This is a genomic window from Rhizobium sp. CNPSo 3670, from assembly GCF_057784555.1.
In genome coordinates, this window is sequence record NZ_JBXSOL010000002.1 from 78,601 (window position 1) to 101,745 (window position 23,145).

Below are 23,145 nucleotides of genomic sequence, written 5' to 3' on the forward strand. Positions count from 1 at the left end.
TAGCGCTCGCCTTGCAGCCGCCACGCTGGACGGTTATGGGGCGCTCAACCGTCGCGGATTTTGAAGGTGAAGACATGAAAGCATTGGAACTCCTCGTCGAGCGTATCATCCTGTCGAGCCGCTGGCTCCTCGTCGCCTTCTACATGGGCTTGGTGTTGGCGCTCGCCGCCTATGCCGTTTCCTTCGGCTATAAGCTCTTGAAGATCACCGCCAACGTCTTCATTCTCGACGAGGCGGGCATGATCCTTGCCATGCTCAGCCTGATCGATGCGGCCCTCGTCGCAAGCCTGATCGTCATGGTGATGATTTCAGGCTACGAGAATTTTGTCAGCCGCTTCGATGAAGCCGACGGCGCCGACAACGAGGTCTCTTTCCTCGGCAAGCTCGATTCAGGCAGCCTGAAGATCAAGGTCGCCTCCTCGATCGTCGCCATCTCCTCTATTCATCTGCTGCAGGTCTTCCTCAATGCCGACCAATACGAAGACGGCAAGATCATGTGGCTGACGCTCATGCACCTCACCTTCGTCGCCTCCGCCGTCATGCTCGGCTTCCTGGAGAAGCTCATGAGTGTGACGTCGAAGAACGATTTGAGGGACGAGGGATAGAGAGACGACGAACCGCTTGTCAGGTCGATGCGCGGGCAGGCCGGCAGTCGAGGCCTTCCTTTCCGCGTCAGTTCGAGGCCCCAGCAGCAGGAATGATCTCTGCCTCAGCTTTTCTGGGGCATCGAAGACTTTCCTTGGCATCGGGTCCACACAGGCGGTCGCCGGGCTCATCGCCATCAGGGATGATGCCATTGACGATCCCAAGTTCGAGCGCCTGAGCACGAGGAATTTCTTTTCGCTCAATCGAGGTCGCGATCATCATCGCCTCGAAAGACTCGGAATTGACACCCATCTCGTCGAAATAGGCGAAGAATTTCGCAGATTCAGCCGTGGTGGGTCTCACGAGGCCAATATCGGAATATCCGACAATTCGCGGCGTTCCGCTCATCAAGACGAGAGCACAGGTCGAAAGGCAGTATGCCCCGCCGGCGGAGACCTCCCCCTCAGTTGGGCCGCTTTTGGCCATGCTCGCCTTGCAACGCGGATTTAGCGTCGGGCAGTTCGGCAACCGCGTTCTGCCAACCGAGGTCTCCAGGCCTGCAGCACGGATTATACGTCCCATCGCGAAAGCCGCATCCATGTCCCCGCCATTGGACTGAAGCACGACCGGCAGCTTTCTTTGGCCGAGCGTCTCCAAGATCGCCTTCAGCCGAACCGGGGTATCCGGCGTGATGTCTCCTTCCGCAGAAATCCACTGCGTGCACTCCTCCTGACAATTGCCATGATGCATCAGCAGAAAGTCCATCGGCTGGGTTGTCGGCAGTTTCTCGCTTGTGTCTGCGACTGCAGAATGGCCGTGGCAGACGGCATCAGTGGCGGCATCCGGCACGCAGAGCGGCATGCCCGGCCACTCATTGTAAGACAGCATGTCGGTGTTCAGCCCCATGCGAAGTGCATCTGCGGGCGGTATGATCGTGATACGATCAGGAGCCGTACTCATCATCAAGGCGATCAGATCGCCGCTAACGCCCATCTCCTTCAAATAGGTCGTCAGGGCAGCAGTCGCCTTCTTGCCGAGCTTGGTGGAGCTGCTCTGTCCCACCGCCTTGCGTCCAACCTCTTTGCGGGAAATTTCCGTCTCTTGCCGTTCACGATCTTATATTCGATCCGATAGGAGATACGCACCCTGTTGTAGACAGTCGTGATCTGGTGGACGCCGATGAAGGCCCATTGCGACGAGACGCGTGAGATGCCGCCGGCGAAGGCCAGCGGACATGCGGAAAAGCAGTATGCACCATCCGAATAGGTGACGCCGACCGAGCTGCCATCCTTGGCGATAGCTGCGGCGCAACGCGCATCATCCTCCGGGCAATCCTTCAGTCGCGTGCCCCCTATGGCTGTTTCCAGGCCTGCCTTGCGGATCATCCGGCCCATTGCATAGGCGGCATCCACCTCACCGCCTTCTGACTGGAAGACGACGGGCAGTTTGCGGTCCCCGATTTTCTTCAGAACTCTTCTAAGCTGGGCGGGAGTATCGGCAGTTATGCGGCCCTCCGCCGATATCCATTCAGGACAGTCTTCTATACAGAGGAGGCTGTGTACGATGATGAAACGCATCGGGGGCTGCCCTGCCGGCTTCTTCTGCCCAGCCGCCTGCGAAGGCGCGGCACCGATCGACAAGTTCAACAAAAGAAAAACAAGTACTGCCAGAGAAAACAGATGCTTAAAAGCCAGGGCAGGTGCAAAGCGCACGATTAAATCGCCTCAGTTATACATGATAATACGCCTATCAATTGCATCGTGCCGCAGCAAGCCAGATTTCGACGCCTCTCGCTGCTCAAGCTCTTCCGGCGTGATTCTCTTCGCCCCCGGAGCAGGCGAGATCCGCAGCTATCCCGCCGCGGAAGAAGTCAAAGATACCACAACGCTATTTGCACAAGCCCCAACTCAACCGAGGCGCGCGCAGTCGTGACTATTTCTGCGCGTTTCGTACTAATCGGCTTGAGATAAGGCGATTGGGACTAGCATCCAGCAGTGTTTGTGTATTTGATAGCGTTAACATTGGGGCTGCCGGAGGCGTACAAATGTCTTATATGACCACCTCTGAAAGACAGTCGTTGCTTGCGGCGGAACTTGCTGTTGCAGGAACGCGCGGCCTGTTTGCACAAGGGCTCGGCAGGGTCTCTGCGGCTTTCGGACTGTCCTATGCGACGCTGATGCACGCTCCCTCGCCGGAAGACCTCCTCCTGAAACCGCTACTGATCGAAAGCTCGCTTCCCGCGGCCTATATCAGAGACTTCGATCGCGCCAACATGATGCGGGGTTGCCCTTTCGGCGTACGGCTGAGGGAGTCGGCCGTGCCGCAGGCCTGGCACCTCGACGATACCGTCAATGGACAGGCCTTTCCAGCCGAACTGCGCGCCTTGATGCTGCGCCATGCGATACCTGCGGGTGTTGCCATGCCGACGATTGCACTCGATGGGCAGCGCCTGGTCTTCTGGTTCTGCGGCGAGCGTGCGGCGCTCGGCCAGAGCGAGGTCAACGAGCTGGCGATCATCATCCTGCATGCCCTCGACGCATACAATGCCGTCAGGCGCAACGAGGAAAACGCGCACAATGCGCTGTCGGCGCGTGAACTTGAAGTCGTGCGCTGGACGGCACAGGGCAAGACTTCGATCGAAATCGGCCAGATCCTGGCGCTCTCCGATCACACGGTAAACGCCTACATGACCAACGCGATCAAGAAACTCGATTGCGTCAATCGCACCCAGTTGGTAGCAAAAGCAATTCGATTGAAGCTGATCAGCTGAAAAATCAGAAGAGGGTCAGCACGTCGTCCCGTGATTGGGAGAATCGTGTCTCTTCGTTTCGAACAGCCTGTCGTCGACAAGATAGCACAGTCCCGCGTCCATATCGGCATCATGGATGCGGAAATCGTCCAGATGGTTGCGGCCTATCGCCTTTTGGCTTCTGGCGCATCGACATCGAAACCGCACATTTCTTTGCAAGCGAGGATGTGCACACGATCTTCGATCTTCCCTATAGCGACGGGCCGGTCAATCTGGCCGAACTGATGTCTCGAATTCACGCCGAAGACCGCAGCCTGATCGCCCAGACCTCCGAGGAGGCAAGCCGTCACGGCGTCGGCTTCCATTCGTCTATCGCGTCCACAACCGGCTCGGCGGTTACAAGTTGGTGCGCAGCATCGGCCGCTTCCGTGACGATGCCAGCGGCGGCGGCATCGTCGGCGTCACCTATGAATTCGTCGAGAGGCTGCGCGTCGTTGGCTGCGAGGATCATACGGGGCGCCGCTGACGCGCAACGCTCTAACGATCGAGCACCGACCGGATCTCGACGAGGTTCGAGCGCACCCTCAGAATATAGAAGCCCATGGTCGCGAGGTGGCTCGGCATGATCCAGCCATCTTCGCGGCCGTTCGAGATGATCGAGGGCTGGATGCGCAGTGCCGCCTGGAACTGCCGCGTAGTGCCGCTCCAAATCGCGCCGAGATTGCGTTCCTGCACCACCTGCGAGAAATCCGCCTGTGCAGCCGTCAGGATGGCGTAATAGGCATAAAGCTGGCCGTAGGCGAACCAGAACCGGTCGTCGGCACGCGTATCGAACCAGCCGCGATTATGGTGTTCCGAACGCTCGGCGAGCATGTCGGAAGTGGCGCCGAGATCGTTGGCGATGCGGTCGATGAACTGCATCAGATTGTCGGCGCGGCCGTCGAAAATAACGTTGCAGGCGGACAGATCAGTATTGAACTTGCGCAGGCTGCCGATCGCCGAGCGGTAGTAGGAAGGCGTTGGCGTTTTAGGCCCGAACGGATTGAGCCCGAAATACCAGCTATATTCGTCGAACTGCAGATTGCCGCGCGCGCTCTGCAGATCGTTGTTGATGCCAGACGTGCCGCGCACGCGCCCGAGTGTATCGACAAGTTCCGCCGAGGTACGCCGGACTGCCTGGTTGATGCCACGCTGGAACGAGGCCTTGTTGTCGAGGAAGGGCGTGTGATCCCAGTCGATCCCGAAGAAGCCCATTTTGTAGAGCAGCATGGAAGAAATCCATGCGTTCTGGTTGACGTTGAAATCGGTAAGGTCAGCCGTGACATCGACAATGGCTGAGCGCTGACAGGTCTTGATGGCCGCGCCGCTCGCGCCCTCGGCGGACGGCAGTTCCTGCCCGGCGGCAATCTTGCGTTCCGAAAAGCGGTATTGGTCGACAAAGGCAGTGTTGAAGTTCGACCAGACCTGCGTCTGCCAGAAGAAATAGCCGTAAAGTACGGCGAAGAGCGCCACGAATGCGATGATCGGCAGCCGGATCAACCAGCTCCGGCGCTGGTACCAGCCATGCGCGCCAAGAAAGGGCCAAAAGGCCCAGGCGGAAAACAGGCGGGCCCAGCGGCCGATCGTCTGGCCGATCCGCCTGAAAAAACCGGCAATCCGGTCAAGCATCGTCGTCTCCTGTCAGGCGAGGCGAACACTACCGCGCCGCGCGTTTTAGACGCGCTAAGGACGCTGTAGCACTTTGAGTCACTGCATAATTCCTTAAATGGTTCCAATCTAAGGAATTATGCAGGAGGACATCGCCGCCCCGCTGCATCCACATATGCGCTCGCCAGCCCGAGCACAACAAGAGCCCTCGATTTTTACGAATGAAGCAGCGCGAACCGCGCGCGTCACGGCTCAGGAACGCAGGAACGGCAACCTGAAGCGGAAGGATCTGCGCGCCGTATCGATGAGCGGCGCTCCCGACGTTTCCGGTGCCAGCTCGGCGTAAGCCGGAAATTTTCCGGCGACGTCGAGGTCGGCCCGGCTCTTGCGCCGCTCCAGATCCTGGGCGACCAGCATATCCTTCTCGAACAGCCTGATCGGGATTGCAATATCGGGGAACAGTTCCGGCTTGATCCTGACCTTCATGCCTGGCCGGTCGGTATCGACCTGCGCCTGATAGATGATCAGCCGCTCCTCGACATCGATCATCAGCTTGCGCAGCAAGACGTTGCAGGCACCGATCCGGCCATTCAGCGAATCGACGAAAGCCTGGAACAGGCCGATGAAGCGCTCGCGCCGCTGGCTGTCGTCCCGCATCTCGTGCTCCTCGGCCGAAATTCGTTCGGCCTCTGCCTTCAACGCCCGCCGCTCTGCCTCCATCTGCTCCCAGTGCGCCCTGTTGCCATAGACGCCGATACGGCCCTGCGTCGTCAGTGCTTTGGCGTTGAGCTCCTTCATCTTCAGGCGGGCGATATCGATGGAATCGACCAGCCGGCGCCGTTGCTCGACAATGCCCACGAGCCCGTGCTCGGCTATCTTGTGGCGTTCGATGATCGAGGTGCGCTGGCTCACGATCAGCCTGGCGAGCGCGTCCGATTTCGCCAAGAGATCGAGTAGCCGCTCGATGACCGGCGCCTCGCGCACGCGTTCGGTATACATGCGCCACATTCTCTGGCGCGACGTCCAGCCTGCCATTTTCTCGCGCAGCGTCAATCCGCGGAAACTATCGAGATCGGCCGAAACCTCCGCCGTCATTCGGTCCAATGTGAAGACCAGTTCGGCAAGCAACGCATCGAGCGCCGTGCCATCGGCAATATGGGCCTGGAAGCGCGCGTTCTGTTCGAGAAAAACCTGGTCGCCCGACCGCGTTTCGTCGCTGTCAAAGCCGCGGATGCAGGCTTCGCAATAGGCTCCCTCGGCCGCAATCTTTTCGGCAAGGCCGCCTGCGGATTCGTACAGGCTATCGAATGGCGGGGCTCTGCGCACCTAATCTCTCCAGGGAATCTTCTGCCTCAAGCTAGAGCATAACGCCGAAAAGTGTGAGCGGTTAGCATCGAGGGAGCTTCTAACTAGACGCGCTCGGAGCGCCGCTCGGCTTTCACCGTCTGACGAATTTCGGGCTCCAGGGCGCTCTCTTGCTCGCGCTGCTCCAGAAGGCGCAGACCATCGCGCAATACTGGCACTCTGGTAGCTTCCACTCTCGACAAGTGCGCACGAACATTTCGTGGTGATCACCGATAACGTAGCTGGATGACATCTCCACCCTTTCATTGAAGTCACGTAATCGGCTTTTGCTAAACCGGCCAAATAAAACGGACGGTCTCAGACCGGCTCGGCGATCCAGGCCCCATTCATTTCGTCGTCCCAGTGCCTGCGGCAGAGCGAGACATATTTCTCATTGCCGCCGACATCGATCTGCGCGCCTTCGTGCAGCACCTTTCCCTGCGCGTCCAGCCGCACCACCATCGTCGCCTTACGCCCGCAATGGCAGATCGTCCGCACCTCGCGCATTTCGTCGGCAATCGCCAAAAGCTCCTGTGAGGCTGGAAACAGCTTGCCCTGAAAATCCGTCCTCAGCCCGTAGACCATGACGGGGATGCCGAGCCGGTCGACGATGCGGGCAAGCTGCCAGACATGGAGAGGCGTCATGAAATGCGCCTCGTCGACGAAGACGCAGGAGATCGGCGCCCCTTCACCGCTCAGCGTCATGACCAGTCGGAACAGATCCTCGTCCGGTTCGAAGGGAATGGCGCTCGCCTCCAGCCCGATCCGCGAGCCGATCACGCCCCGGCCGGCGCGCTCGTCGAAGGCGGCGATCAGTTGCACCGTGCGCATGCCGCGCTCCTGGTAATTATAGGAGGCCTGCAGCAGCATCGTCGATTTGCCGGCATTCATCGTCGAATAGTTGAAATAGAGCTTTGCCATCAGAGTCTCCTTGATCGGTTATTGAAAGCTCGGAGTGGCAAAGAAAAGACCCGCAAGGGCAATAATCACAGGAATCGCCGTCTGAACTCCGTCGAAAGCCTCGAAAACCGGGCACATCGGAAAAACCGCAAACGTCGCAATCGCACCCTCCGATACGACGCAAACGCACTGAGGTCGCTTGTCAAACTGGGTTATTGGTGATTGGCTTGGGGACCTAAAGACTGGGAGTCTAAAATGAAAACAACAAGCACATTCAAACTCGTCACTGCAACTGCCGTCGCCGCCCTCTCCGTTGCGACCGCCGCCTTCGCCGCCGATCCCGACAGCTGCTCCACCGTCCGCTTCTCCGACGTCGGCTGGACTGATATCACCGCTACGACGGCGACCGCCTCCGTCGTCCTGAAAAGCATCGGCTACCAGACCGACATCAAGGTCCTCTCGGTGCCGGTCACCTATACCTCGCTGAAGAACAAGGACATCGACATCTTCCTCGGCAACTGGATGCCGACGCAGGAAAAGGACGTTCGCCCCTACATCGATGACAAGTCGGTCGAATCCTTCGGCCCGAACCTCGTCGGCGCCAAGTACACGCTCGCCACCAACGCCAAGGGTGCCGAGCTCGGTATCAAGGATTTCAAGGATATCGCCGCCCACAAGGACGATCTCGACGGCAAGATCTACGGCATCGAGCCCGGCAATGACGGCAACCGCCTCGTCATGGATCTGATCGAAAAGAACACCTTCGGAATGAAGGATATGGAAGTCGTCGAATCCTCCGAACAGGGGATGCTCGCCCAGGTCGCTCGGGCCGAGAAAGCAGGCAAGCCCGTCGTCTTCCTCGGCTGGGAACCCCATCCGATGAACACCAACTTCAAACTGACCTACCTCACAGGCGGCGACGACGTCTTCGGTCCCGACTTCGGCGGTGCCAAGGTCTACACAAATGTCCGCGCCGGTTACCTCGGCGAATGCCCGAATGTCGGCTCCATGCTGAAGAACCTGACGTTCTCCCTCGACATGGAGAACCAGATCATGGGTAAGATCCTCGACGACGGCAAGGAGCCGGAAGCTGCGGCTACCGAATGGCTGAAGGCCAACCCGTCGGCGCTCGCGCCCTGGCTCGCCGGCGTCAAGACCCGCGACGGCAAGGGCGACGCGCTGGCGGCCGCCAAGACCAGCCTGGGCCTTTGATCACATGAACGGGGCGGCTCGCCGCCCCGTTTCATTTTTGTCCGATTGTTAATTTTTTCGGGATAGGCGCGCTCTTGAATTGGATCACCGACTCTAAGATTCCCATCGGCCCATTGGCCAAATCCTTCGTGGACTGGCTGACCTCGAATGGCGAATGGTTCTTCAACCAACTTGCCTTTCTGCTGTCGCACGTCATCGACGGCCTGCTCTTCGTGTTGCAAAAGCCGCATCCGCTGATCGTCATTGCGGTCATTTCCGCCCTCGCTTTTTGGCTGCGGCGGTCGATCGCGATTACGCTCTTTACCTGTGTTGGGCTGCTGCTCATCATGAATCAAGGATACTGGAAGGAGACTACGGAGACGCTCGCGCTTGTGCTCGCCTCCACCTTCGTCAGCATGGTGATCGGTATTCCACTGGGTATCGCGGCCGCCCGCCGCGCCTGGGTCTATGCAGCCATGCGCCCGGTACTCGATTTGATGCAGACCATTCCGACATTCGTCTACCTGATCCCGGCGCTGATCCTGTTCGGCCTCGGAATGGTTCCGGGCTTGATCGCGACTGTCATCTTTGCGATCCCCGCTCCCATCCGATTGACGCGTCTCGGTATCATCTCGACGCCACCCTCCCTCGTCGAAGCCGCGGTCGCCTTCGGCGCGCGGCCGATGCAGGTGCTGCGCAAGGTCGAGCTTCCCTTCGCCGCGCCGCAGATTATGGCGGGTCTCACCCAGACCATCATGCTGTCGCTGTCGATGGTGGTCATCGCCGCACTCGTCGGCGCCGATGGTCTCGGCGTGCCCGTCGTGCGTGCGCTGAACACTGTCAATGTCGCAAAAGGCTTCGAAGCCGGTCTCTGTATCGTCATCCTGGCGATCATTCTCGACCGCATGTTCCGCACGGCGGGTGAAGGAGAGGGCGCATGACCGCGGTAAGCTTCAAGGATGTCAGCATTATCTTCGGCGATCGGCCGGAAGCCGCCCTTGCCATGGCCGACCAGGGCAAAACGCGCGACGAGATCGGCGCCGCGACCGGCCTGGTGCTGGGCGTCGCCAATGCCTCGCTGACGATCGAGGAAGGCGAGATCCTCGTGCTGATGGGCCTTTCCGGTTCGGGCAAGTCGACTTTGCTGCGCGCCGTCAACGGGCTCGCTCCCGTGGTGCGCGGTGACGTCGCGGTCTCCACGACCACCGGCCTCGTCAACCCTTACAAATGCAATGCCAAGGCGCTGCGCGAACTGCGCACCCACACCGTCTCCATGGTGTTCCAGCAGTTCGCCCTCCTGCCCTGGCGCACCGTCGCCGAAAATGTCGGCTTCGGTCTCGAACTCGCCGGCATGCCGGAGGCCGAACGCAAGGCCCGCGTCGGCGAGCAGCTCGAACTCGTCAACCTGACGAAATGGGCGAACCGTAAGGTCAACGAGCTGTCAGGCGGCATGCAGCAGCGTGTCGGCCTTGCCCGAGCCTTTGCCACCGGCGCCCCGATCCTGCTCATGGATGAGCCCTTCTCTGCGCTCGACCCGCTGATTCGCACCCGCCTCCAGGACGAACTCCTGGAGTTCCAGCGGCGGCTGAAGAAGACCATTCTCTTCGTCAGCCACGATCTCGACGAGGCCTTCCGCATAGGCAACCGCATCGCCATCATGGAGGGCGGTCGGATCATTCAGTGCGGAACGCCGCACGACATCGTCAAGAACCCCGCGGACCAGTATGTCGCCGACTTCGTGCAGAACCTCAACCCGATCAACATGCTGACGGCTGCCGACGTTATGCAGCCCGGCCTGGGCCAGACCGCTGCCGGTATGAGCGTCAGCGCCACGGCCCGCGCCGCGACCCCGCTCGTCGATGTCCTCGACGTACTCGCCCGCCAGCCGGGCAGCATCGGCATCGTGGAAAACGGCACCGTCATCGGCACCATCACCGCCCAGGATATCGTCGCCGGCCTCACGCGCCATCGCCGCAAGGAGGACGCTTGATGTTTTCGATCCGCTTTGCCACAAAGCGGACATGAAAGATCAGCCCTCGCCCTTACGCGAAACCGACGACGAGGCCCGTAGGCTCGCCCGCGTGCTGCTGCGCTCCGCACGGTACGCGGCAATTGCCGTTCTCGATCCCGACACTGGTTTTCCCTTTGCCAGCCGTGTCCTTCTCGCTACCGATGTCGACGGCGCGCCCGTTATCCTCGTTTCGAAGCTTTCGGCTCACACGAAAGCGCTAGTACGAGACCCGCGCGCCTCGTTGCTGACCGGTGAGCCGGGCAAAGGCGATCCGCTTGCCCATAGCCGGCTGACGACCCAATGCACGGCGGAGCCGATTGAGCATGGTCATCGGTTCCACGAGCGCATTCGCACGCGTTTTCTCGATCGCCATCCCAAGGCAAATCTCTATATCGATTTCCCCGATTTTCTGTTCTTCCGTCTCAAACCGGAGCAGGCGAGCCTCAACGCCGGCTTCGGCCGCGCCTACCATCTCGATGGCGGGGATCTCATCATCCAATCGCCGGCAATCGAAGAGATTGCCGCCAAAGCGGCCGAAACAGTGCGAGATTTAGTAGAGCGCCATCCCGATGTGGCGGAAACCCTTGCAGCGCGCTTAAAAGCCCCGAAATCGGCTTCTTGGCGCATCTGCGGCATCGATCCGGCGGGCTTTGAAATCATTTCCGGCGACTTTTTGCTGCGATACGAATTCGAAACGCCCGCTGTGGATTCCGATCACATTTGTTCAAACATATCTAAAATAGCATACTCGATACCTTAATTTTAGGTATATACAATCTTCGAGCCCAGTTGCTAATTTTGCCGCGGGCTCCGGCAGACAGCCCTTACCAATAGATGATGTACGTTTCGCATTAGGAAGACAAGAATATGGAAACCCCTGATTTGGCTGACCACACGAATGTGGCGGCAGCACTATTGTCAGCCATGGCCAACCCCAAAAGATTGCTGATCCTGTGCAGCCTGGTGAAGGGCGAAGTCGCCGTCGGCGTACTTGCCACACAAGTCGGCCTCAGCCAGTCGGCGCTTTCACAGCACCTTTCGAAACTGCGCGCGCAGAAGCTTGTCAAGACCCGCCGCGACGCCCAGACCATCTACTATTCGAGCACATCCGAGCCTGTCATGAAGATCTTGGCGACGCTCGAAGACATCTACCTCGTTCCGAGCCGAAATAGATCCGCAGCCTGATGATAGCGCTGACATAACAGTCGGCCGGTGCCGCGCCGCATGGGAATACCCCTGGGAGCATCGGCAACGTATTTCAGCACCTAAACCTTAAAGACACGACCGGCAAATCACGCGATTTGCCGGTCGTTTTTTTCAGGATTCTGTGTGACCTTCGTCTGATGCCTGTCATCAGCCCAACCGCCGACTTCTTGCCGGCGACGCAACATCGGATGCTGAACAGAAGGGAAGCGTTGGGACTTTTCTCGTTGACGCGTTGGGAAGCGCTGATAATTTGACCGGGCAGTAAAAATTCGGACGAAAAACCCCTCGGGAACGGGCCGCCAACGGCCAGGAGAACAGCATGTCCAACCGCCTCAATGCACCGAATGATCTTCGTGCCTTCTGGATGCCCTTTACGGCCAATCGCCAGTTCAAGAAGGAGCCGCGGTTATTCGTCGGCGCCAAGGACATGTATTATACCACCCATGACGGTCGTGAGGTGTTGGACGGCACGGCTGGCCTCTGGTGCGTCAACGCCGGCCACTGCCGCCCGAAGATCACCGAAGCGATCCGCCAGCAGGCGGGCGAACTCGATTACGCGCCGGCTTTCCAGCTCGGCCATCCCAAGGCGTTCGAACTGGCGAACCGCCTGGTCGATATCGCTCCGGAAGGCATGAACCACGTCCTCTACACCAATTCCGGTTCCGAATCCGTCGAGACTGCCCTCAAAGTCGCGCTTGCCTATCACCGCGTGAAGGGTAACGGTTCGCGTTTCCGCCTGATCGGCCGCGAGCGCGGCTATCACGGCGTCAATTTCGGCGGCATCTCCGTCGGCGGCATCGTCGCCAACCGAAAGATGTTCGGCACGCTCCTGACCGGTGTCGATCACATGCCGCACACCCACCAGCCCGGCAAGAACAACTTCACCCGCGGCGAACCTGAGCATGGCGGCGACATCGCCACTGAACTCGAGCGCATCGTTACGCTGCATGATGCCTCCACCATCGCGGCCGTCATCGTCGAGCCGGTGGCCGGCTCCACGGGCGTCCTGATTCCGCCGAAGGGCTACCTGCAGAAGCTGCGCGAAATCTGCACCAAACACGGCATCCTTCTGATCTTCGACGAAGTCATCACCGGCTTCGGCCGTCTCGGCGCCCCCTTCGCCGCGCAATATTACGACGTCAGGCCCGACATGATCACCACCGCCAAGGGGCTGACCAACGGCGTCATTCCGATGGGCGCCGTCTTCGTCACCTCCGAAATCCATGACGCCTTCATGAACGGCCCGGAGCACATGATTGAGTTCTTCCACGGCTATACCTATTCCGGGAACCCGATCGCTTCCGCCGCAGCCCTCGCCACGCTCGACACCTACAAGGAAGAAGGTCTGCTCACCCGCGCCGCTGAGCTTTCCGATTATTGGGCCGATGCACTGCATTCGCTCAGGGACTGCCCCAACGTCATCGACATCAGGAACACCGGTCTGATCGGCGCAATCGAACTTGACCCGATCGCCGGCGAGCCGACGAAGCGCGCCTTCACCGCCTTCCTGAAGGCCTATGAGAGCGGGCTTCTGATCCGCACCACCGGTGACATCATCGCGCTCTCACCACCGCTGATCATCGAGAAGCAGCATATCGACGAGCTCTTCGGCAAGCTGAGGACCATCCTTCAGAACAACATCTGAAGAGGTTCACGAAGGTCAGTGCCAAAGACCCGCGATGGACAATGTTCTCGCGGGTCTTTTCGTCTGAAAATGCAGACCTCAGCTCACAGAGGCGACGGAGAGGCAGAGGGCGAACTTTTTCAGGAGCTGGCGATCGAAATGCCCCTCGGCACCGAACATCCATTTCAGTGCCTGGCTGGCACTCCACGGCGCCTTGTATGGCCGCACAGAGGTAATGGCGTCATAAACATCGCAGATCGTGGCCATCCGCGCGTGGAGGCTCACCTCGCTGGCGGGCAAGCTGCGCGGATAGCCCTTGCCGTCGATGCGTTCGTGATGATTGAGGCAAACGTCGAGAACGATGTCCGACATGCCCTCCTGCCGCGACAGGATCGCGTGCCCCTTCTCCGGATGGCCCCGAAGCAAGCCGATCTCATCCTTTTCCAGAGGCCCTGCCTTGTTCAGCACCTCAATTGGAACTTCAAGCTTACCGACATCGTGCAGCAAACCCGCAGTGCCGAGCATCCGAATCGTATGCTCGTCGAGTGCGAGATGGCGGCCGAAAAGGATCATCAGCGCGCTCACCGAAATGGAATGCAGGAAGGTTACCTCGTCCTTTGATTTCAGGCGCGTGACGCTCAGGAACACCGCAGGGTTCTCATCCATCGACTTGGAGACGGACGAGATCACCGGCGCCACATGATCTATGCTGACGCCATCGCCGTTCCGCAGCTTTGCGAAAGCCTGTTCCAACAACGGCATGGATCTCTGGACGGTGTCGCGCGCGGCCTGAATGTCGATCTCGACGTCACGGCCCGGCAGGCCGTTGGTATCGAGCCCCTTGCTGGTATTGATGACGACGCCGGCAGTGCCGCATTGACGAATTTTTGCAGCATCAACTTCGCGTCGCAGGGAAAATCTGCGCTTGGACAAAAAAGGATCCTGCCACAGGCCCTCGACAACCTCCACAAACATTCCGATACACACCTGACCGGCGTCGATACGCTTGAGCATCAGATCTCTGTTTCCCGATAGCTAATTCTTTGTACAGGACTCTTTTTCAATGCGGCGGTATTCGGGGTCTCCTGGATACTACTGCCCTTGGCCAAACTAACGGTTAATAGGAAAGCTAAAGACAACCTTATGGAGGTGATTTTGTCCGGAGGCAGGTCGTGACCATTCGCCGCCTCGCCTCTGAAAATCATGGAAAATCGAAGGAAATGATCGGTTTCGACTGAATTCTCGGCCGGATGGGCCGAATTTTCTTTCCATTTTGTTATGAACTTGCGCAATCTCATCAAAATTTCTAGAAATCTCGCCATGAGCCCTCACCGAGTCAAACATGGCCGGCGGGTTCGCTGATCGCACCGTTACCGGTCGTCCTTGGCACAGCCTCTGAAGGCTGTTGAATGATCGGGAAAGCCGGCGCGGCACATCATCGCGGGTCGACGACCCCATCCAAGGAGACAGACAATGACCCTCAAGACATTGACGGCGACCCTCGTCGCGTCACTCGCCTTTGCGCCGCTTGCGCATGCCGATATCACCATCGGTCTGATCGCGCCATTGACCGGTCCTGTCGCCGCCTATGGCGATCAGGTGAAGAACGGCGCTCAGACTGCTGTCGATGAAATCAACAAGAAGGGCGGCATTCTCGGTGAGAAAGTCGTGTTGGAGCTGGCCGATGATGCCGGCGAACCGAAGCAGGGCGTTTCCGCGGCCAACAAGGTCGTCGGCGACGGCATCCGATTCGTCGTCGGTCCGGTTACGTCGGGCGTTGCAATCCCCGTGTCGGATGTTTTGGCTGAAAATGGCGTGCTGATGGTCACCCCGACGGCGACCGCCCCCGACCTCACCAAGCGCGGCCTCACCAACGTGCTGCGCACCTGCGGCCGCGACGATCAGCAGGCCGAAGTCGCCGCCAAATACGTGCTGAAGAATTTCAAGGACAAGCGCATCGCCATCGTCAACGACAAGGGTGCCTACGGCAAGGGTCTTGCCGACGCCTTCAAGGCGACGCTGAATGGCGGCGGCGTCACCGAAGTCGTCAATGACGCAATCACACCAGGCGATAAGGATTTCAGCGCCCTCACCACCCGCATCAAGGCCGAAAAGGTCGACATCGTCTATTTTGGCGGCTACCACCCGGAAGGCGGCCTGCTCGCCCGCCAACTGCATGACCTCTCCGCCAACGCGATGATCATCGGCGGCGACGGCCTCTCCAATACGGAATTCTGGGCGATCGGAACCGATGCGGCGGGAGGCACGCTGTTCACCAACGCTTCCGACGCCACCAAGAACCCGGACTCAAAGGCTGCCGCCGAAGCGCTTACCGCTAAGAACATTCCGGCCGAGGCGTTTACGCTCAATGCCTACGCCGCGGTCGAAGTCTTGAAAGCCGGTATCGAAAAGGCCGGCAGCGCTGAGGATGCGGAAGCCGTCGCGGCTGCACTGAAGGGCGGCATGGAGGTTCCGACCGCCATCGGCAAGCTCACCTACGGCGAGACCGGCGACCTGACCTCGCAGAGCTTCTCGCTCTATAAGTGGGAAGGCGGGAAGATCGTCGCTGCGGAATAATCCCAGATTTGCAGATTGCGACCGGGCGCTATAAGCGCCCGGTTTGGTTTGTGGCATCGCATGTCGCGGCAGATCGGTTATAAGTTCCGGAATCGGTTTGCAATGTGAGCGGTGCCATGACCAACAGACTCGAACGTCTCATCGACCAGGGTGTGGGCCGTATCCCCGCCGACATCGTGCTGAAGGGCGGCAGCTTCTTCGATCTCGTCACCGGCGAAATCGTCCGCTCGGACATCGCCATCGGCGCTGACCGCATTGTTGCCACTGCGGGCGATTATGCGGGCGAGACCGAGATCGACATCTCGGGCAGAATAGTCGTTCCGGGCTTCATCGACACGCATCTGCACATCGAATCCTCGCTGGTGACGCCGCATGAATTCGACCGCTGCGTCCTGCCCTATGGCGTCACGACCGCTATCTGCGATCCGCACGAGATCGCTAATGTGCTCGGCGCCGAGGGCATCGAATTCTTCCTTAAATCCGCGCTGGAGACGATCATGGACATCCGCGTCCAGCTCTCCTCCTGCGTGCCGGCCACGCATCTTGAAACTGCGGGCGCCGACCTGCCGATCGAAAGCCTGCTGCCATTCCGCGAACATCCGAAAGTCATCGGCCTTGCCGAATTCATGAATTTCCCCGGCGTGATCCACAAGGATCCCGTCTGCATGTCTAAGCTCGACGCCTTCCAGGGCGGCCATATCGATGGCCACGCGCCGCTTCTCTCCGGCAACGACCTCAATGGCTATCTCGCGGCCGGCATCCGCACCGAGCATGAGTGCACGAGCGCCGCCGAGGCGCTGGAAAAGATTCGCAAGGGCATGCACATCCTGGTGCGCGAGGGCTCTGTCTCCAAAGACCTCGCCGCGCTGATCCCCATCATCACCGAGCGGCTTTCACCCTACCTCGCGCTCTGCACCGACGACCGCAATCCGCTCGATATCGCCGAACAGGGCCATCTCGATCATATGATCCGCACGGCGATCGCGAGTGGCGTCGAGCCGCTCGCCATCTATCGCGCCGCCTCGATCTCTGCCGCACAAGCCTTCGGCCTTAGAGACCGCGGCCTGGTGGCCCCGGGCTGGCGCGCCGATCTCGTGGTTCTCGACAGCCTGCAAAGCTGCCGTGCAGAGATGGTTTTTTCCGCCGGTCGCCGCGTCACCGACGAGCTTTTTGCCACGCGCAAACCGGTCGCCCCGATCGGCCTCGACAGCGTCAAGGCCCGGCGGGTCAATGCCGCCCATTTTGGAGTACCGGTCACCGAGGGCGAAACATCGGTCATCGGCGTCATGCCGGGCAAGATCATCACTGAGCATCGCCGCTACCGCCTGCCGGCCAAGGGCAACGAGGCGACGGTCGATCTAACCAACGACATCATCAAGGTCGCCGTCATCGAGCGCCACGGCAAGAACGGAAATCATGCCAATGGCTTCGTCCAGGGCTTCGGCCTGAAGAAGGGTGCGATCGCCTCCACTGTCGGCCATGACAGCCACAATATCTGCGTCGTCGGGGTCGATGAGGACGACATGGCGCTCGCCGCAAATCGCCTCGGAGAGATCAAGGGCGGCTTCGTCGTTGTTGAGGATGGCAAGATCACCGGCGAAATCGCGCTGCCCGTCGCCGGCCTGATGAGCATCGAGCCTTACGAGACAGTGCGCGACACGCTGCACCATCTGCGCCAGGCCGCCTTGGCACTCGGCGCCACGCTGGAAGAGCCCTTCCTCCAGCTGGCCTTCCTGCCGCTGCCCGTCATCCCGCATCTGAAGATTTCCGACCGTGGCATGGTCGACGTGGACAAGTTCGCGCTGATCGGGTGAGTAGCGCCGGGTTGGGTGGGCTTACTGCCAGGCCTCCGGCAATTCACCCTCGACAGGTTTCGCAACGGGCACCTTCCCGAGCAGCTTCGAGAGGCCGCCAACCCGCGCACAAAATCCGTCCAGTGCCGCAAGCGCCACCGTCCCGGCACCGTCCACAGCCTCGTAGCCCGGCATGGCCAAGGGCTCTCCGAATACCATGCCGTCAGGCAGGCGGAATTCCGCCGGTTTGCGCGTCAGGTTGAAAACGAACAGCAGTTTCTCTCCGTCCTTTTCGCGGGTGAAGGCGAGCAGGTCCTGATTTGTGCCGATGAAGGTCATCTCGCCGTCAACAAGCGCAGGATGGCTCTTCCGGAAGGCGAGCGTCCGGCGGTAGTGGTGCAGCACCGAGTTGTCGCTGTCCTCCTGTGTATCCACGGAAAGCGCCGCCTGCTCGTAAGGCACCGGCAGCCAGCTCTTCTCGGCCGAGGTGAAGCCCGCATGCGCCTTTCCGGCTTCCCAGGGCATCGGCGTGCGGCATCCATCGCGGCCCTTGAAGGCCGGCCAGAAGCGGATGCCGTAGGGATCGCGCAGATCCTCGAAGGCAAGCTCCGCCTCCGGCAATCCGAGCTCCTCGCCTTGATAAAGGCAAATCGAACCGCGCAGCGCCGCAAGTACAGAGATCGCAAGCTTGGCGATAACAGGCCGCTCCTCCTCCGTCAGCGCGAACCGGCTGACATGGCGCATGACGTCATGATTTGAGAAGGCCCAGCAGACCCAACCGTCGGTCACCGATTTCTGGAAGGCTTCGACGCAGCCGCGGATATGCGCGGCGGTGAAATCAGGCCCCAGCAGATCGAAGGTGTAGCACATGTGCAGCTTGTCGTCGCCACTCGTATAGGCGGCCACCGTCTTCAGCGAGCGAGCGCCGTCGCCGACTTCGCCGACGGTCGTGCGATCTTCATAGCGGTCGAGCAGCGCCCGAAAGCGCTTGAGAAAGCTGATATTTTCCGGCTGCGTCTTGTCGTAGAGGTGGTTCTGCATGCCGTAAGGATTGGTGTCGGGCGCATCGAGGCCCCCGTCACTGGTATCGGGCTCATGCGGCGGATTGCTTCGGAGCTGCTTATCGCAGAAATAATAGTTGACCGTGTCCAGCCGGAAGCCGTCGAGGCCGCGGTCGAGCCAGAACTTCACCGTCTCCAGCACCGCCTCCTGCACTTCTTCGCTGTGGAAATTGAGGTCAGGCTGCGAAGTCAGGAAATTGTGTTGGTAATATTGCCGGCGCACGCCGTCCCATTCCCAGCCCGGGCCGCCGAAGATCGACAGCCAGTTGTTCGGCGCCGTCCCATCGGGCTTCGGATCGGCCCAGACATACCAGTCCGCCTTCGGATTGCTCCGGCTCGCCCGGCTCTCGACGAACCAGGGATGTCGGTCGGAGGTGTGCGAGATCACCTGGTCGATGATCACTTTGATGCCTAGCCTGTGCGCCTCGGCCATCATCTCGTCGAAATCGGCGAGCGTGCCGAAGATCGGGTCGACGTCGCAATAATCGGAAACGTCGTAACCCATGTCGGCCATCGGCGACTTGAAGAAGGGCGAAAGCCAGATCGCATCGACACCGAGGCTGGCGATATGCGGCAGCCGGCGGGTGATCCCCTTGAGATCGCCGAGCCCATCGCTGTTGGTGTCCTGAAACGAGCGCGGGTAGACCTGATAGATCACCGCTCCGCGCCACCAGTCCGCATTCCCGCCTGCCTGCAATGCCATCGGCTACGTCTCCTGCCTTGTTCGCGCTCGCCACACTAAAGCGGACGAAACAAAAGACAACCATGTGAAGCCGTTATGAATGGAGCCGAAACCGCCGCGACGCTTCGTCGCGATCCCGCAAGAGGGAGACGTATATAGGCTTGTCCACAACCGCAAACCAGCCTCTGGATTTGGGGTTGCAACGCAAAGCCTTTGCGATAAGGTGCGCACTGACCTGCACGTAAGAGGTCGAAAACCGGGAACAGATGTCTAATAAAGGCGCAAAGCCTAGAAAGGTGGACCCATGATGAACAAGTTCACGAAAAAATTTATCGCCTCCGCAATGCTTGGCACATTGCTGGCGTTTTCGGCGCACGCGGCGACGCTCAACATCCACAATGGTGGCGATCCGCAGTCGCTCGATCCGCAGAAACTTTCCGGCGACTGGGAGAATCGTATTGCCGGCGACATTTTCGAAGGCCTCGTCACCGAAGACGCCAAGGACAATCCGGTCCCTGGCCAGGCCGAAAGCTGGACCATTTCGCCTGACGGCAAGGTCTACACCTTCAAGCTCCGCGACGGCATCAAGTGGTCCGATGGCCAGCCGGTAACGGCAGGAGACTTCGTCTTCGCCTTCCAGCGCCTCGTCGATCCGAAGAACGCCGCCGACTACGCCTATTTGCAGTTCACCATCAAGAACGCCGAAAAGATCAATAAGGGCGAGATCACCGATCTCAGCCAGCTTGGCGTCAAGGCGATCGACGACAAGACACTCGAAATCACCCTGGAAAATCCGACTCCCTATTTCCTCAATGCGCTGATGCACTACACGGCCTATCCGCTGCCGAAGCATGTCGTCGAGGCGAAGGGCCAGGATTGGGTTAAGATCGGCAACATCGTCACCAACGGCCCATATAAGCCGGTCGAATGGGTTCCCGGCTCGCACGTCACAACAGTCAAGAACGACCAGTGGTATGGCACCAAAGACCTGAAGATCGACGGCGCCAAGTTCTTCGTGCTCGAAGACCAGGAAGCGGCGCTGAAACGCTACCGCGCCGGCGAATTCGACATCCTCACCGACTTTCCCACAGACCAGTACGAATGGATGAAGAAGAACCTGCCGGGCCAGGCGCATGTCGCCCCCTTCTCCGGCCTCTATTATTACGTCGTCAACTCGCAGAAGCCTCCTTTCAGCGACAAGCGCGTCCGCCAGGCTCTCTCCATGGCGATCAACCGCGAAGTGATCGGCCCGCAGATCCTCGGCACGGGCGAGCTTCCGGCCTATTCCTGGGTTCCGCCAGGCACTGCCAATTACGGCGAGCCGGCCTATGTCAGCTGGAAGGACCTGCCTTACAAGGACAAGGTCGCCGAGGCCAAGAAGCTGCTTGCCGACGCCGGATTCGGCCCAGATAAGCCGCTCCACGCGGTCCTCAGCTACAATACCAATGACAACCACAAGCGCATCGCCGTCGCGATCGCTTCGATGTGGAAGCCGCTGGGCGTTGATGTCGAGCTCGTCAACGCCGAAACCAAGGTGCATTACGACCAGATGCAGCGCGGCCAGGTGGAAATCGGCCGTGCGGGCTGGCTTGCCGATTACAACGACCCGGACAATTTCCTGAACCTCCTGGTGACGGGCGTGCAGATGAATTACGGCCGCTGGTCCAATCCTGAATATGACAAGCTGATCAAGGACGGCAATGCTCAGACGGACCTCACCAAGCGCGCCGAAATCTTCAAGAAGGCCGAGCAACTGGCGCTTGATGAATCCGCCGCCCTGCCGATCTACTATTACGTCTCGAAGAATGTCGTTTCGCCAAAGATCGAAGGCTTCGTCGACAACATCCAGGACATCCACCGCACGCGCTGGCTGTCGATGAAAGAGTAAGGGAAAACGGTCCTTCCCGCACACTGCGGGAAGGACCGGCCCACGACCATGATCAAATACGCTCTCCGTCGCCTGCTGTCGACGATCCCCGTCATGTGGATCGCCGTGACAGCCTCGTTTTTCGTCCTGCGCCTTGCTCCCGGCGGCCCCTTCGATGGCGAAAGGCCATTGCCGCCGGTCATCCTCAAGAATCTTGCGGCCCACTACAATCTCGACAAGCCGCTGATCCAGCAATACCTGCTCTACGTCGGAGATCTGCTCAAGGGCGATCTCGGCCCCTCCTTCTCCAGTGAGGATTTCAGCGTCGCTCAGCAGATCATGATCGGTCTGCCCTATACCTTCACGATCGGCACGGCTGCTTTCCTGCTCGCCATCCTCGTCGGCGTGACCGTCGGCTGTCTCGGGGCGCTTTATCAGAACAAGACGCCGGACTACATTCTCGGTAGCCTGATCCTGATCGGCGTCGTGCTGCCGAACTTCCTGATCGCGCCGATTCTGCAATTGATCTTCGGCATCCATCTTGCCTGGTTTCCGGTCGGCGGCTGGGGTGACGGCTCGCTCAAATTCCTTGTCCTGCCGATCGTCGTTCTAGCCCTTCCCCATGCCGGGCGTATCTCGCGCATAACCCGCGGCTCGATGATCGAAGTGATGAACCAGAACTTCATCCGCACCGCCAAGGCCAAGGGCATCGGCCCGCGGCTGACGGTGATGCGCCACGCGCTGAAGCCCGCCATGATGCCGGTCGTCTCCTATCTCGGACCGGCGGCAAGCTACCTTCTCACCGGCTCGCTGGTTGTCGAGAGCATCTTCGGATTGCCCGGCATCGGCCGCTACTTCGTCAATGCGGCGTTGAACCGCGACTACGGCATGGTTCTCGGAACGGTCATCTTCTACATGGTGCTGATCGTGTTCCTGAACCTTCTCGTCGATATCGCCTATGCGTGGCTCGATCCGAAAGTGAGAAACCGATGATCCTCAATCCCGCAAAACGCGAGCTGCTCGCAGAGGAGCTTCTGCAGGCCGAAGGCCTGGCGCCCGAAGGCCGTTCGCTCACCAGGGATGCGCTTCGCCGCCTCGGGCGCAACAAGGCGGCCGTTCTGTCGATCGCCGTCCTCGGCCTCCTGATCCTCGCCGCCTTCCTCGGTCCCTGGTTCATTCCCTTCAACTACGAGGACCCGGATTGGGCCGCGTTCCGCATCCCGCCCTCGATCGAGACCGGCCATTATTTCGGCACCGACCCGAACGGCCGCGACCTTCTCGCCCGCGTGCTCTACGGCACCCGCGTCTCCCTGGCCGTGGCGCTGACGGCGACTGTCGTCTCGGTCGTCATCGGCGTACTCTATGGCGCGATATCGGGCTATATCGGCGGGAGGCTGGATGCAATCATGATGCGCTTCGTCGATATTATGTACGCGCTTCCCTACATCCTCTTCGTCATCCTGCTGATGGTGATCTTCGGCCGCAACGTCTACCTGCTCTTTGCCGCGATCGGCGCGCTGGAATGGCTGACCATGGCCCGCATCGTGCGCGGCCAGACGCTGTCGATCAAGCATCGCGAATTCATCGAAGCGGCCCGCGCATCCGGGCAGCGGCCGTTCAAGATCATCGTCAAGCACATCATCCCGAACCTCGTCGGGCCGGTGGTCATTTTTGCGGCTCTGACAGTGCCTGAGATCATCGCCACGGAAAGCTTCCTTTCCTATCTCGGCTTCGGCGTGCAGGAACCGCTGACCTCGCTCGGCACGCTGATCGCGGAAGGGACCGATGCGATGGAAAGCATGCCCTGGCTGCTGATCTTCCCGGCAAGCTTCCTCGTCGCCCTGCTGCTCAGCCTGCTCTTCATCGGAGACGGCCTGCGCGACGCGTTCGACCCGAAGGATCGATAGA

At 59.9% G+C, this 23,145-nt stretch carries 20 protein-coding genes and 2 pseudogenes; 15 read left to right on the forward strand and 7 right to left on the reverse strand.

What is annotated here, in order from left to right:
- Positions 1–74: 74 nt before the first annotated feature.
- Positions 75–605 carry a TIGR00645 family protein gene (locus AC13QO_RS02100; RefSeq protein ID WP_488539790.1) on the forward strand — a complete coding sequence of 177 codons (531 nt, stop codon included), beginning with the start codon at positions 75–77 and terminating at the stop codon, positions 603–605.
- Positions 606–672: 67 nt separating this feature from the next.
- On the opposite strand, the pseudogene AC13QO_RS02105 reads toward AC13QO_RS02100, so the two are convergent.
- A pseudogene (locus AC13QO_RS02105) lies at positions 673–2,162 on the reverse strand (COG3904 family protein).
- Between AC13QO_RS02105 and AC13QO_RS02110 the strand changes: the two are divergent.
- The 3 genes and pseudogenes from AC13QO_RS02110 to AC13QO_RS02120 all read left to right on the forward strand — a co-directional run bounded on the left by AC13QO_RS02110 (position 2,149) and on the right by AC13QO_RS02120 (position 3,860).
- On the forward strand, positions 2,149–2,517 hold the full coding sequence (locus tag AC13QO_RS02110) for a hypothetical protein (RefSeq protein ID WP_259668135.1): 369 nt from the start codon (positions 2,149–2,151) through the stop codon (positions 2,515–2,517). The pseudogene AC13QO_RS02105 and the gene AC13QO_RS02110 sit on opposite strands and share 14 nt — an antisense overlap.
- A gap of 112 nt (positions 2,518–2,629) precedes the next feature.
- The gene (locus tag AC13QO_RS02115) at positions 2,630–3,355 is read left to right on the forward strand and encodes a helix-turn-helix transcriptional regulator (protein WP_085778952.1); all 726 of its coding nucleotides are present in this window, start codon (positions 2,630–2,632) and stop codon (positions 3,353–3,355) included.
- Between the two features lie 45 nt (positions 3,356–3,400).
- A pseudogene (locus AC13QO_RS02120) lies at positions 3,401–3,860 on the forward strand (PAS domain-containing protein).
- 11 nt (positions 3,861–3,871) lie between these two features.
- Here AC13QO_RS02120 and AC13QO_RS02125 read toward each other — a convergent pair.
- The 3 genes from AC13QO_RS02125 to AC13QO_RS02135 form a co-directional block, all read right to left on the reverse strand.
- Positions 3,872–5,002 (reverse strand): DUF2333 family protein, encoded by a 1,131-nt coding sequence (locus tag AC13QO_RS02125; RefSeq protein WP_285191400.1) that lies wholly within the window; start codon positions 5,000–5,002, stop codon positions 3,872–3,874.
- 231 nt (positions 5,003–5,233) lie between these two features.
- The gene (locus AC13QO_RS02130) at positions 5,234–6,307 is read right to left on the reverse strand and encodes a hypothetical protein (RefSeq protein WP_488539791.1); all 1,074 of its coding nucleotides are present in this window, start codon (positions 6,305–6,307) and stop codon (positions 5,234–5,236) included.
- 336 nt (positions 6,308–6,643) lie between these two features.
- Positions 6,644–7,246 carry a thymidine kinase gene (locus tag AC13QO_RS02135; RefSeq protein WP_011426320.1) on the reverse strand — a complete coding sequence of 201 codons (603 nt, stop codon included), beginning with the start codon at positions 7,244–7,246 and terminating at the stop codon, positions 6,644–6,646.
- Between the two features lie 234 nt (positions 7,247–7,480).
- On the opposite strand from AC13QO_RS02135, the gene AC13QO_RS02140 reads away from it, so the two are divergent.
- The 6 genes from AC13QO_RS02140 to aptA all read left to right on the forward strand — a co-directional run bounded on the left by AC13QO_RS02140 (position 7,481) and on the right by aptA (position 13,278).
- Positions 7,481–8,437 (forward strand): choline ABC transporter substrate-binding protein, encoded by a 957-nt coding sequence (locus AC13QO_RS02140; RefSeq protein WP_285191397.1) that lies wholly within the window; start codon positions 7,481–7,483, stop codon positions 8,435–8,437.
- 74 nt (positions 8,438–8,511) lie between these two features.
- Positions 8,512–9,357 carry a choline ABC transporter permease subunit gene (gene choW, locus AC13QO_RS02145; protein ID WP_085778957.1) on the forward strand — a complete coding sequence of 282 codons (846 nt, stop codon included), beginning with the start codon at positions 8,512–8,514 and terminating at the stop codon, positions 9,355–9,357.
- Complete coding sequence (gene choV, locus AC13QO_RS02150; protein ID WP_064804161.1) at positions 9,354–10,406, forward strand: choline ABC transporter ATP-binding protein; 1,053 nt, start codon at positions 9,354–9,356, stop codon at positions 10,404–10,406. The genes choW and choV overlap by 4 nt, the downstream gene beginning before the upstream one ends.
- Before the next feature lie 31 nt (positions 10,407–10,437).
- On the forward strand, positions 10,438–11,187 hold the full coding sequence (locus AC13QO_RS02155; protein ID WP_221156114.1) for a HugZ family pyridoxamine 5'-phosphate oxidase: 750 nt from the start codon (positions 10,438–10,440) through the stop codon (positions 11,185–11,187).
- Between the two features lie 107 nt (positions 11,188–11,294).
- The gene (locus AC13QO_RS02160; protein ID WP_085778959.1) at positions 11,295–11,612 is read left to right on the forward strand and encodes an ArsR/SmtB family transcription factor; all 318 of its coding nucleotides are present in this window, start codon (positions 11,295–11,297) and stop codon (positions 11,610–11,612) included.
- A gap of 340 nt (positions 11,613–11,952) precedes the next feature.
- On the forward strand, positions 11,953–13,278 hold the full coding sequence (gene aptA / locus AC13QO_RS02165) for an omega-aminotransferase AptA (RefSeq protein WP_488539792.1): 1,326 nt from the start codon (positions 11,953–11,955) through the stop codon (positions 13,276–13,278).
- 78 nt (positions 13,279–13,356) lie between these two features.
- Here the strand turns inward: aptA and AC13QO_RS02170 are convergent, their stop codons facing one another.
- Together AC13QO_RS02170 and AC13QO_RS02175 are read right to left on the reverse strand one after the other, a co-directional pair.
- Positions 13,357–14,271: an HD-GYP domain-containing protein gene (locus tag AC13QO_RS02170; RefSeq protein ID WP_488539793.1), complete on the reverse strand. Its 915-nt coding sequence runs from the start codon at positions 14,269–14,271 to the stop codon at positions 13,357–13,359.
- Entirely contained in the window at positions 14,271–14,555 is a 285-nt protein-coding gene (locus AC13QO_RS02175) for a hypothetical protein (RefSeq protein ID WP_488539794.1), read from the reverse strand. Before AC13QO_RS02175 ends, AC13QO_RS02170 begins: the two co-directional genes overlap by 1 nt.
- 175 nt (positions 14,556–14,730) lie before the next feature.
- On the opposite strand from AC13QO_RS02175, the gene AC13QO_RS02180 reads away from it, so the two are divergent.
- Positions 14,731–15,834, forward strand: coding sequence for a branched-chain amino acid ABC transporter substrate-binding protein (locus AC13QO_RS02180; RefSeq protein ID WP_488539795.1), 1,104 nt, complete (start codon positions 14,731–14,733; stop codon positions 15,832–15,834).
- 116 nt (positions 15,835–15,950) lie between these two features.
- Complete coding sequence (ade, locus tag AC13QO_RS02185; protein WP_488539796.1) at positions 15,951–17,648, forward strand: adenine deaminase; 1,698 nt, start codon at positions 15,951–15,953, stop codon at positions 17,646–17,648.
- A gap of 21 nt (positions 17,649–17,669) precedes the next feature.
- Here the strand turns inward: ade and bglA are convergent, their stop codons facing one another.
- Positions 17,670–19,391, reverse strand: coding sequence for a beta-galactosidase BglA (gene bglA, locus AC13QO_RS02190; RefSeq protein WP_488539797.1), 1,722 nt, complete (start codon positions 19,389–19,391; stop codon positions 17,670–17,672).
- A 286-nt stretch (positions 19,392–19,677) separates the two neighbouring features.
- Here bglA and AC13QO_RS02195 point away from each other — a divergent pair, with 286 nt between their 5' ends.
- From AC13QO_RS02195 to AC13QO_RS02205, 3 genes are read left to right on the forward strand one after another with little or no spacing between them, the layout of a single operon-like run.
- Positions 19,678–21,258, forward strand: coding sequence for a peptide ABC transporter substrate-binding protein (locus tag AC13QO_RS02195; protein WP_285191697.1), 1,581 nt, complete (start codon positions 19,678–19,680; stop codon positions 21,256–21,258).
- 48 nt (positions 21,259–21,306) lie between these two features.
- On the forward strand, positions 21,307–22,230 hold the full coding sequence (locus tag AC13QO_RS02200) for an ABC transporter permease subunit (protein ID WP_183704661.1): 924 nt from the start codon (positions 21,307–21,309) through the stop codon (positions 22,228–22,230).
- Entirely contained in the window at positions 22,227–23,144 is a 918-nt protein-coding gene (locus tag AC13QO_RS02205) for an ABC transporter permease (RefSeq protein WP_085778968.1), read from the forward strand. The genes AC13QO_RS02200 and AC13QO_RS02205 overlap by 4 nt, the downstream gene beginning before the upstream one ends.
- Position 23,145: the final 1 nt, after the last annotated feature.

Excerpts from the sequence above, each read along its gene's own strand:
- AC13QO_RS02195 (WP_285191697.1), top strand. The coding sequence starts at position 19,678 with ATGAACAAGTTCACGAAAAAATTTATCGCCTCCGCAATGCTTGGCACA.
- AC13QO_RS02140 (WP_285191397.1), top strand. The coding sequence starts at position 7,481 with ATGAAAACAACAAGCACATTCAAACTCGTCACTGCAACTGCCGTCGCC.
- AC13QO_RS02125 (WP_285191400.1), bottom strand. The coding sequence starts at position 5,002 with ATGCTTGACCGGATTGCCGGTTTTTTCAGGCGGATCGGCCAGACGATC.
- AC13QO_RS02200 (WP_183704661.1), top strand. The coding sequence starts at position 21,307 with ATGATCAAATACGCTCTCCGTCGCCTGCTGTCGACGATCCCCGTCATG.
- AC13QO_RS02115 (WP_085778952.1), top strand. The coding sequence starts at position 2,630 with ATGTCTTATATGACCACCTCTGAAAGACAGTCGTTGCTTGCGGCGGAA.
- AC13QO_RS02205 (WP_085778968.1), top strand. The coding sequence starts at position 22,227 with ATGATCCTCAATCCCGCAAAACGCGAGCTGCTCGCAGAGGAGCTTCTG.
- AC13QO_RS02160 (WP_085778959.1), top strand. The coding sequence starts at position 11,295 with ATGGAAACCCCTGATTTGGCTGACCACACGAATGTGGCGGCAGCACTA.
- AC13QO_RS02135 (WP_011426320.1), bottom strand. The coding sequence starts at position 7,246 with ATGGCAAAGCTCTATTTCAACTATTCGACGATGAATGCCGGCAAATCG.
- AC13QO_RS02110 (WP_259668135.1), top strand. The coding sequence starts at position 2,149 with ATGATGAAACGCATCGGGGGCTGCCCTGCCGGCTTCTTCTGCCCAGCC.
- bglA (WP_488539797.1), bottom strand. The coding sequence starts at position 19,391 with ATGGCATTGCAGGCAGGCGGGAATGCGGACTGGTGGCGCGGAGCGGTG.
- AC13QO_RS02170 (WP_488539793.1), bottom strand. The coding sequence starts at position 14,271 with ATGCTCAAGCGTATCGACGCCGGTCAGGTGTGTATCGGAATGTTTGTG.
- ade (WP_488539796.1), top strand. The coding sequence starts at position 15,951 with ATGACCAACAGACTCGAACGTCTCATCGACCAGGGTGTGGGCCGTATC.
- choV (WP_064804161.1), top strand. The coding sequence starts at position 9,354 with ATGACCGCGGTAAGCTTCAAGGATGTCAGCATTATCTTCGGCGATCGG.
- AC13QO_RS02100 (WP_488539790.1), top strand. The coding sequence starts at position 75 with ATGAAAGCATTGGAACTCCTCGTCGAGCGTATCATCCTGTCGAGCCGC.
- AC13QO_RS02155 (WP_221156114.1), top strand. The coding sequence starts at position 10,438 with ATGAAAGATCAGCCCTCGCCCTTACGCGAAACCGACGACGAGGCCCGT.
- AC13QO_RS02180 (WP_488539795.1), top strand. The coding sequence starts at position 14,731 with ATGACCCTCAAGACATTGACGGCGACCCTCGTCGCGTCACTCGCCTTT.
- AC13QO_RS02175 (WP_488539794.1), bottom strand. The coding sequence starts at position 14,555 with ATGAGATTGCGCAAGTTCATAACAAAATGGAAAGAAAATTCGGCCCAT.
- aptA (WP_488539792.1), top strand. The coding sequence starts at position 11,953 with ATGTCCAACCGCCTCAATGCACCGAATGATCTTCGTGCCTTCTGGATG.